Source organism: Lysobacter sp. CA196, from assembly GCF_052078695.1.
Lineage (GTDB): Bacteria > Pseudomonadota > Gammaproteobacteria > Xanthomonadales > Xanthomonadaceae > Lysobacter.
In genome coordinates this window covers 1-10189 of the sequence record NZ_JBQJIN010000051.1, presented here as the reverse complement: position 1 = coordinate 10189, position 10189 = coordinate 1, and the positions used below count along the sequence as shown (strand labels likewise).

The following is a 10189-nucleotide window of genomic DNA, read 5'->3' as shown; positions in this document are numbered from 1 at the left end:
GGCGCTGAGACCTTGGCGGACCCAGGCCATGATGGCGCCGCGCTCTTCGGGACTCAGGTGGGTGTAGTGGTGGCCCATGTGCAGAACCCTTCGGTGGGTGATGCACTTAAGCTTAGAGACCGCCGTTAGCTTTCTTTTGTTGCTTTAGACAAAAGAAAGTAACCCGCCGCTTTAGTGGCGGAAGCTTTTGGCGTTTGATCCTGATCTTGCTTGATGGATGTGCCGCGACACCGTTGCAACGTGGTCGCGACTTGCGTCGCTCCTACCCTGGCTCCAGCCGGGAGCGGCGCGAGGTTGAGGCGCCGCGGTCGCCGCTTCTAGGGTAGGAGCGACGCAAGTCGCGACCACGTTCTGACGGCCTCCGGCGTTTCGATCAAGCAAGAGCAAAGCTTCCGTCCGCTGACGCGGCCGGGTTACTTTCTTTTGCTGGCCCAAAAGAAAGCTAACCAAAGAAAAGGCCTTCCCTGCAAGGGCACAAGCCCGCGCGATCGATGCCGACGCAGGGATGCTCCAGACAGGCCATCCATGGCCTGCTTGCGCACGGCCCGCATCCATGCGGGCCGCCCTACGGGTCTTCATTTGACCGGCAAAGCTACAAAGCAAAGCAGATCAAAATCTCGGCAACGGCAACGGCAACGGCAACGGCAACGGCGCGAACCTCAATGCCGGCGCAACCCATGCTCCGCCAACATCTCATCGATACGCCGCTGGGCGTGAGCCCGATCGGCCGGATCGGCATCGGCCAATATCTCGTCCGCCAGCGCGGTGAACTGCGGCCAGAACTGCGCCTGGTGACGCAGCGACTCCAGCCACGGCGGCAGCATCTGCACCAAGCGCTCGAGTTCGGCATCGACTCGCGCCCGGGTCTTCACGGCCGCGGCCACTGCACTTCGACGTGGTGAATGGCGCGGTCGCCGAGCAGGGAGAACTGCAGGCCATCCTGGACGACACCATCCAATCGCAGCTGCGCCGGGCCGTCGCCGGGATCGATCTGGCGCACGTGGATCCGATACAGGCTGTCGTCATGGCGATACTGGATCCGATACTCCGGCCAATCGGCGGGGACGCAAGGCTTCAGGCGCATCGTGTCGCCATGGCGCTGCAAGCCGAGCAGCGATTCGGTCAGCAGCCGGTACATCCAGCCGGCCGAACCGGTGTACCAGGTCCAGCCGCCACGGCCGGTGTGCGGGTCGACGCCGTAGACGTCGGCGGCGAGTACATAGGGTTCGACCTTGTAGACGGCGGTGGATTCGGCGTCCCGGGCGTGGTGGATGGGGTTGATCATGCGCGCCAGTTCCCAAGCGCGGGCACTGTCGCCGAGTTCGGCGAAGGCCATCGCCGCCCACACCGCGGCGTGGGTATATTGGCCGCCGTTCTCGCGCACGCCGGGCACGTAGCCGCGGATGTAACCGGGGTCCTTGGTGGTCGTATCGAACGGCGGCTGCAGCAATTGGATCAGGCCGGCATCGCGCCGCACCAGGTACTGGTCCAGCGACTCCATCGCCTGACGGGCCCGCTCGGGATCGGCCGCGCCCGACAACACCGACCAACTCTGCGAAATCGAGTCGATCCGGCATTCGTCGCTACGCATCGAGCCCAGCGGCGTGCCGTCGTCGAACCAGGCGCGCCGATACCAATCGCCGTCCCAGGCATGGGTTTCCAGGTTCCGCTGCAACCGCTGCGCGCATTCGAGGCAGTAATCGGCGAAGGCGGCGTCGCCGCGCTCGCGCGCGACGGGCTCGAAGCGGTTCAAGGTTTCGAACAGGAAAAAACCCAGCCACACGCTTTCGCCCTTGCCGGCGTCGCCGACGCGGTTCATGCCGTCGTTCCAGTCGCCGCTGCCGATCAGCGGCAGGCCGCGTTCGCCGAGCAGTTCGGTGCCGCGCTGGAGCGCCAGCACGCAATGGTCGTAGAACGACTGCTGACGCCCCGAAACCAGCGGCAGGTCGTAGTAGGACTCTTCGTCGGCGTTGACCGGGCGGCCCTCGACGAAGCGCACGGGCTCGTCGAGCAGGCTGCGATCGCCGGTGACCTGCAGATAGCGGCAGGCGGCGAGGGGCAGCCACAGGTAGTCGTCCGAGCAACGCGTACGCACGCCACGACCGAGCGGCGGGTGCCACCAATGCAGCACGTCGCCCTGCGGGAACTGGTGCGCCGCGCTCAACAGCAGGTGTTCGCGGGTCAGCGCGGGCATCGCGTGCACGCTCGCCATCGTGTCCTGCAACTGATCGCGGAAACCGAACGCACCGCCGGACTGGTAGTAGCCGCTGCGCGCGACATAACGACAGGCCAGGGTCTGATACGGCAGCCAGCCGTTGGCGAGCGCGTCCACGCTCGGCTCGGGGGTTTCGACCCGGATCGCGCCGAGAGTATGCATCCAGTGGATGCGCACTGCATCCAGCGCGTCGTGCGCGGCGCCGTTGCCCTTGCTGCTCTGGGCGAGTTGGACGGCGGCGGCATAGTCGGCGCCGATGCCGAGGCGGAACACGGTTTCGTAGGTTTCGTCGGCGGCCAGCGCGATCGGCACCTGGATCGCCGCGCAGGGGTCCAGCCCGACTCCGAGTTTGCCCGACAGGCGCTGCTTGAGCAGCGCCGCCGGTTGCCCGAGGTTGCCGTTGCGGCCGAGGAATTCGGTGCGGTCGGCGGTGAAACTGCGCTCGTCGCCATCGCCATCGCTGTCGACGTCGAAGAAGGCGACCCGACCGTCGAACTCGGTGTTGTAAGGATTGCGTGCGGTCAGCACGCCGCTGGCACCGTCGACTTCGCTGACCACGTGCATCTGCGACTTGATCCGCAGGTCGCCCAAGACCCATTCGACATAGCCGGTGGCCGACAGGCGCCGCGCGCGGCCCGACAGGTTGCGCAGCTTAAGGACCGAGTACTTGATCGCCTCGTCCAACGCCACGTAGATCCACAGTTCGCTGGCGATGCCGTCTTCGATATGTTCGTAGACGCTGTAGCCGAAGCCGTGGCGGGTGCGGTAGGCGCCGCTGCCGCGACACGGCAGGGGCATGGGCGACCAGGTCTTGCCGCTGTCCTCGTCGCGCAGGTAGAAGGCTTCGCCGCCGGTGTCGGCGACCGGGTCGTTGTGCCAGGGCGTGAGGCGGAACTCGTGGGCGTTCTCGAACCAGGTGTAGCCGGGCGCGCTTTCGCTGACCACGGTGCCGAGCTGTGCATTGGCCATCACGTTCGACCAGGGCGCCGGGGTCGGCGCGCCTTCGCGCAGCACTACGACGTACTCGCGGCTGTCGGCGGCGAAGGCGCCGGTGCCGTTGTCGAATACGAAGTCATCGGCGACGGCTTCGAACGGCCACGGGTCTTCGTCGGTTTGCGCGCGCGGCGGCGGCAGGCCCGGCAACGCCATCGCATGCATCGTTGCCGCTGTCTCCATGGGCTCGGCCTCGTCGGGCGCGCCGTCGGGCAGCAGCAGGGGGATGTCGCGCTCGGGCGGGACGTGGCGGCTGACCTGCGCGGCGAGGGGGCCGCGTTTGTCGCTGATGATCACCCGCGACACCGCTTGCAGCAGGATGCGGTCTTCCTGCGACATCTGCTGGCTTGGCCGCACGAAGATGCCGCCGGGGCGGTCGAGCACGTTGCCTTCCGGACCGGCCGAGACCAGGCCCAGGATCTGCTCCTGCAGTTGCTGGCGGTAGCCGCCTTGTTCTTCGTTCCAGATCACCAGGTCGACGTTGAGCCCTTTCAGGCGCCAATACGCATGCGCCTGCACCATCTGCCGGACCAGTTCGATGTTGGCGGCCTCGGCGATCTGCAGCAGCACGATCGGCAAGTCGCCGGAGATCGAGTGACCCCACAGCCCGGATTGCCCGCGTCGGTTCTGTAGCAGCACCGCGTTGTCGGCGCGCAGGAACGGATGCGCATACACCATCAACCCGGCCAGCCGCTCGTACAACTGGGCATCGGCCTGGGACGCGTTGATCTGGCGCCGGACCACCTGGCTGTGGGTCCAGGCCAGGTCGAACACGCGGTCGGCTAGGCGCCGGTCGCGGTATTTGTCGATCAGCCGGTTGCAGGCGGCGCGGTCGATGCCCACGCCCGTGACCATGTCGACGATGACGTCCTGCTCGGGCGCGAGCACGATGCGGGTGCGGATCGCGACGATCGGGTCGAGCACCGAGCCGACCGAATCCGACAAGACGTCGGTCGCGGTGAGCGCTTGCGGGGTGCGCGGCGTGTTGCCGCGGCCGAGGAAGCATGCGCGGTCGGTTTCGTAGGAAATCGTCTGGATGTCGGCATCGTGCACGGCGACCAGATGGAACATCCACGGCGGCACTTCGTCGTGCGAACGCGCCCGCCGTGTGCACAGCAGGGCCTGCTTGTCGCGGGCGACCTCGGTCTGCACGAACAGGTTGCTGAAGGCCGGATGCAACTCGTCGGACAGCGACGAGGCCAGTACGACTTCGGCGTAGGTGGTGATCTCGATGGTGCGGGTGTGCCGCGAACGGTTGCCGATGCGCAGCCGGCGCAGCTCGATGTCGTCCTCGGCGGAGATGGCGATCTCGAGATGGGTCTCGTAGCGGTGCTTGCGTCCGCGGAATTCGGCCTTGGCGTCGGAGAAGATCGCCTCGTAATGGTCCACCGGCACGCAGGTGGGCTGATGGGTCGCCGACCAGAACTCGCCGCTTTCGACATCGCGCAGGTAACAGAACGAGCCCCAATGATCGCGCGTACCGTCTTCGCGCCAGCGCGTCACCGCCATGTCGCCGAGGCGGTTATAGCCGCCGCCGGCACTGCTCAGCAGGCTGTGGTAACGGCCGTTGGACAGCATTTGCACCGCCGGCCGGGCGGTGCCGGGGTTGCGGAAAATGCGCAACTGGGTCTCGGTGGCGGTCGGTGCGGCGCGTGCGCCGCCGGCCTCGGCTTCGTGCGGATGGAACACGCCGGTGCGCGGAATGCGTTCCTGCAACAGCAGCAGGGTCGCCTGGAATTCCGCGTCGGCGACGAAACGCTTCTGCATCGGTTGGTCGCGCAACAGATGGTCCAGCGACAGCAAGGCCATGCCCTGGTGGTGGGCCATGAACGAGCGCACGACCGCATGGTCCTGGCCGCGCGGCACCCGCGTCGGGGTGTAGTCGATCGCTTCGTACAGGCCGAAGGGGCCGCCGAAACCCAGATCGGTGAGGCGCTGCAGGTTCTGGCAGGCCGCTTCCGGCAATACCATCAGGGCCATCGCGCTGGCGTAGGGTGCGATCACCAGGTCCTGGCCGAGCCCGCGCTTGAGGCCCAGGCCGGGCACGCCGAATGCGCGGTATTGGTAGTTCATCCGCGTATCGACCGTGTTGTAGCCCGATTCGGAGATGCCCCAGGGCACGTCGCGCTGCCGGCCGTAGTGGATCTGGGCGAGGACGGCGTGTTGCGAGGTCTGGTCGAGCAGGGTGTCAGGATAGCTCGGCATCACCAACTGCGGCATCAGATACTCGAACATCGACCCGCTCCACGACAGCAAGGCGGCGCCGCTGTCGATCTCGGTCAGCAGCCGGCCGAGTGCGAACCAGGTCTCCTGCGGCAGCTGTCCCTGAGCGATGGCGACGAAGCTGCACAGGCGCGCTTCGGAGGCGAGCAGGTCGTAATAGCCGGCGTCCAGGCGCCGTTCCTCGACGTTGTAGCCGATCGACAGCAGGTGGCGTCCGCGGTCGTAGAGGAATTCGTACTCCATCAGCGACAACTGCCCGGCGATGTGGGCGAGGCGTTCGAGTTCGTGCACGCGCTTGCGCGCGCGGTCGCGCGCGATCGGGTCCTGGGATCGCTCCTGCAGGGCGCGCAGGGTCGGAATGCGGTCGACGAGGTCGGCCTGCGCAAGGCGGTGCTGTCCTTCTTCCGGCGAGCCCAGGCCCGGCGCGAAATGCAGCAGTTCGTCCTGTGCGGCGCGGCAGGCGGCCGACAGCAGCGACGGCCAATGCGGCGTGGAGGGATCCCGCGCGGTTTCGTCCAGGAGCGGCAGCGCCGCTTCGATCGCCTGCGCGCGGATCGACAGGCCGGCCAGCATGCGCTCGGCGTCGGGCAGGGTGGCCGGGGGCTGGGCGCGGGCGGCGTCCAGACGCTCGTGGAACCCGGCGAGGGCGTGTTCGAGTGCGGAATCGATGCGGCCGGCGCTGCGCAGGCTGCCTTCGAGCACGCCCAAGGTGTCGGCGAGGCCGTCGAAGGTATGCGGCGCCAGCACCGGTTCCTCGATCAACGCCAGCAGACCCTGGCGCAGGGTCAGCAGATGCGCGGCCAGGTTGCCGCTGTCGACCGTGGACACGTAGCGCGGAGGCAACGGTTGCAGGGTTTCGGTGTCGTACCAGTTGTAGAAATGCCCGCGATGGCGCGGCAGGGTCTCCATCGTGGCCAGCGCCAGGCGCGTGCGCTCGATCAGTCCGCCGGGCTGCAGATAACCGAAATCGTAAGCGCTGAGGTTGGCGAGCAGCGACAGGCCGATGTTGGTCGGCGAGGTGCGCCGCGCTACGACCAGGGTCGGATGCTCCTGGATGTTGTCCGGCGGCAACCAGTGGTCTTCGGCGCGGATGTGCACCTCGAAGAACGCCCAGGTGCGCCGGGCCAGGCGTCCGAGGAACTTCAACTGCGTCTGCGACAGACTGGCGCGATGCCGTTTCGGCGGTCGTCCCAGCCAGGCCATCAAGGCCGGCGACACCAGCCATAGCGCCAGGATAGGCGCGGCCACCCACAGCGAGGTCGGGTTGATGCGCAGCAGGACGCCGGCGGCGACGATCGCGAACGCCGGCCCGAACCACATGCTGCGCAGTTCCGCGCCGACGCCGCTGCCGAGGCTGCGTTCGACTTCGCTCGACGGATTCCATTGCAACAGGCGACGGCGGCTGATCGTCATCCGCCACAGGCTGCGGGCGATCGCGCCGAGGCTGAAGAAGGCTTCGTAGGGCAGGCAGGCAAGATTGACCGTCGCCCGCTGCAACTGGCGCGCGGTCGAGCTGCCCACCTGCATCAGGTGAGTCTCCAACGCCATGTCGGTGGGGCGGGTGACCACGTTCCAGCAGACCATCAGCAAGACAGGTGCCAGCCACAGACTGAGCAGCCACAAGGTCCAGGCCAGCGACTGCGGCAACAGCGCCCAGCCGGCGACCAGCAAGGCGACGGCCGCGGCCGGCACCAGGCTGCGGCGCAGGTTGTCGAACAATTTGCCGCGCGACAACCACGACAGCGGGTTGCGTTCGTAGCCGCCGTGCATGCGCGGCACCCACGGCAACAGCCACGGCAGCAACTGCCAGTCGCCGCGGATCCAGCGGTAGCGGCGCTTGACGTCGGCGGCATAACGCGTTGGATAGTCCTCGAACAGGCGCACGTCGCTGATCAGGCCGGCGCGCGCATAGCAGCCTTCGAGCAAGTCGTGGCTGAGCACGCGGTTCTCGGGGAAACGGCCTTCCAGGACGTATTCGAAAGCGTCGACGTCGTAGATGCCCTTGCCGACGAACGAGCCTTCGCCGAACAGATCCTGGTAGACGTCGGAGACGGTGCGCGTATACGGATCGATGCCGGCCTCGCTGCCGAACATGCGCGCATAGCGCGAACCGCGGCGCTCGCTCATGCCGGTGCCGACGCTGGGCTGGAGGATGCCGTAGCCGTGCGTCACCCGGCGCCGGCGTTCGTCGAAGCGGGCCTGGTTCAGCGGATGGGCGAGGGTGCCGACGAATTCGCGTGCGGCATCCCGGGGCAGGCGGGTGTCGGTGTCCAGAGTGATCACGTAGCGGACGTTGGCCAAGACCTCGGTGTTGCCGGTCACCGTCATGAAGGCCTCGCGCGCACCGCCGCGCAACAGGCGATTGAGCGCGGCCAGCTTGCCGCGCTTGCGCTCGTGCCCCATCCATTTGCCTTCGAGCGGGTTCCAACTGCGCGGACGATGGAACAGAAAGAACAGGTCGCCGCTTTCCGGGGCGTAGCGCGCATTGAGCTGCCCGATCTGCTGCGAGGCATACGCCAGCAAGGCTTCATCGCCCGCCAGGGTTTGTTGGTCGGCGTCGAGAAAGTCGGTCAGCAGAGCGAAATGCAGGTAGGCGTCGCGATTGGCCAGGAAACGCACTTCCAGCCCTTCGACCAGGCCGTCGATGGCCTCGATGCTGCCGATCATGCTCGGCACCACCACCAGACTGCGCGAGGAGGAAGGCAGTCCCTTGGAGAAATCCAGGCGCGGCAAGGGCTTTGGCGCGACCAGGATGGTCGCGACCCAGTTGATCAGGGTGATGCCGAGTTCGCTGAAGGCGAGCAGGCTGAACAAGGCCAGCAGGCACAGCGTGGACGCGGCCACCGGGGCGGCATGCAGCTCGGTCAATAACGCATAGCCGAAGGCGGCGGCGACCACGGCGATCGGCAGCAGATAGGCCGACAGCGGCATCCTGCGCGGGCGCAGCCGCACCGGTTTGCGCGCGTCCGCGCAGGCGGCGACCGACGCGGCGATCGCGGGGATGCCGTCGTCGACGAGGTAATACCCGACGTGGGCCTTGCTGCCGTGGACGTCGCCGGAATCGCGCGCCAGCCGCAGCACCAGGTGCGCCACATCGATCTCGCTGACGCCGCTCTGGCGCGCGATCTTCTCGACCACGTGCCGGTACATGTCGCGGGTGTTGAAGTCCATTTGCGCATAGACGCTGGCCGGGTCCTCGCACAGGGTGCGGTCGACCAGGCTCATGGTCTCGACGAATTCGCGCCAATCCATGTTGACCAGGAAGCGCAGGCTGCCGATGCTGTTGCCGATGGAGACCTGATCGGCCGCCTGTTGCTGGCTTTCGGCGCGCACCAGTTCTTCGACGCCGTGGGCGCTGTCGGCCAGCCACTGTTCGATCCAGCTCATCGGCATGGCCAGCACCGCACTGCGACCGTGCAGGCCGCGGGTGAGCTCGGCCACGAACGCCCCGGTCATCGGCGGGTTCGAGCGTGCCATGTCGGCCACCACCAGCACCACGTTCTTCGGGTTCGCGTCGGCGGTGTCGTTGAGCAGTTCGGCCCACTCGGCGGCGCGACGGTGATCGGCGCCGTCGCGCATCACCCGCACGCCCATGCGGCGCAGGTTCTCGATCAGGGCCAGGCGCAGCATGATCGGAATCGCCCACAACTCGCCGAGTTTCAACGGCGTCACCGTCTGGTAGGCGGCGACGAAGCGGGTCATGGTTTCGGCGTCGATGCGGCCGTCGCCATGGGCGATGGCCTCCATCGCCAGGTCGTAGACCCGCGGCAGACCGGCCGACGGGCCCTGGCTCAAGGTCGGCAGTTCGCGGCTATAGCCCTTGGGCAGATGCCGGCGGGCGGTGCGGATCTGTTCTTCGATCAGGTAGTAGTTGTCGAGCAACCACTCGCCCGCGGGAGTGATGCGGACTTCGTCCTGGACCATCTCGGTGAGCAGGGTGTTGGCGGCGTCGAGGATGCCCTCGTTCTCGCGCAAACGTCCCAACAGCAGATCCGAACCCGTGCGCGCCCGCACCCGATGCGCATGCGCGAGGGATTTGCCGTGCCGTTCCATCTGCTCGGCGCTGAACAACTGCGAGCGCAAGGGTTGCTCGGCCTGCCACGGCTTGCTGGCCGCCGCACGCCCCCAACGCCACAAGCGTCGGCGCAAGCGCAACCACTGACTGAATATTCGCCATACATTGGGCATGCAAGATCCCAGGCACTTCAGCCTTCAAGGGCGAGATCATTGCATTTGCATGGGCAGGCGATTGTGAAGTCGCGCCGGACGCGGCCGATACGCCGTGCTGACAGGGTTGTGGCCTCGGCCCGGGAGGAGTGTGCGTAGGATCGCGGGAGCGAATGCGCGAAATGCGGTGGCGGTGCGGCGGGGTTGCGACGGCCGATGTCGGTCCGAGGTGTGGTCGTTGCCGATACCGATACCCTTGCCGTTGTTGTTGTTGTTGCTGTTGCTGTTGCTGTTGCTGTTGCTGTTGTTGTTGCTGTTGCCGTTGCCGTTGCTGTGCGTCGCATGGCACTTGCGAAGGCTGGAGGAGACCCGGAGGGCGGCCCGCAGGGATGCGGGCCGTTTTTCATCGGGACAGGGATGTCCCGTATGAAAAATGCCTGCGTCGGCATCGATCGCGCGGGCTGGTGATTCAAAGAAAAGCAACTTCTTTGGTTAGGCGGTCTCTAAGCTTAAGTGCATCACCCACCGAAGGGTTCTGCACATGGGCCACCACTACACCCACCTGAGTCCCGAAGAGCGCGGCGCCATCAT

General features: G+C 66.7%; 3 protein-coding genes. 1 reads left to right on the top strand and 2 read right to left on the bottom strand.

What is annotated here, in order from left to right; genetic code table 11:
- Positions 1–659: 659 nt before the first annotated feature.
- The gene (locus ACTOWK_RS23195) at positions 660–884 is read right to left on the bottom strand and encodes a hypothetical protein (protein ID WP_441332441.1); all 225 of its coding nucleotides are present in this window, start codon (positions 882–884) and stop codon (positions 660–662) included.
- Complete coding sequence (locus ACTOWK_RS23190; RefSeq protein ID WP_441332440.1) at positions 869–9619, bottom strand: GH36-type glycosyl hydrolase domain-containing protein; 8751 nt, start codon at positions 9617–9619, stop codon at positions 869–871. Before ACTOWK_RS23190 ends, ACTOWK_RS23195 begins: the two co-directional genes overlap by 16 nt.
- Before the next feature lie 210 nt (positions 9620–9829).
- Here ACTOWK_RS23190 and ACTOWK_RS23185 point away from each other — a divergent pair, with 210 nt between their 5' ends.
- Positions 9830–10066 (top strand): hypothetical protein, encoded by a 237-nt coding sequence (locus ACTOWK_RS23185; protein ID WP_441332439.1) that lies wholly within the window; start codon positions 9830–9832, stop codon positions 10064–10066.
- The last annotated feature ends 123 nt before the right edge of the window (positions 10067–10189 follow it).

Coding starts and splice junctions, on each gene's coding strand:
- ACTOWK_RS23190 (WP_441332440.1), bottom strand. CDS start 9,619: ATGCCCAATGTATGGCGAATATTCAGTCAGTGGTTGCGCTTGCGCCGA.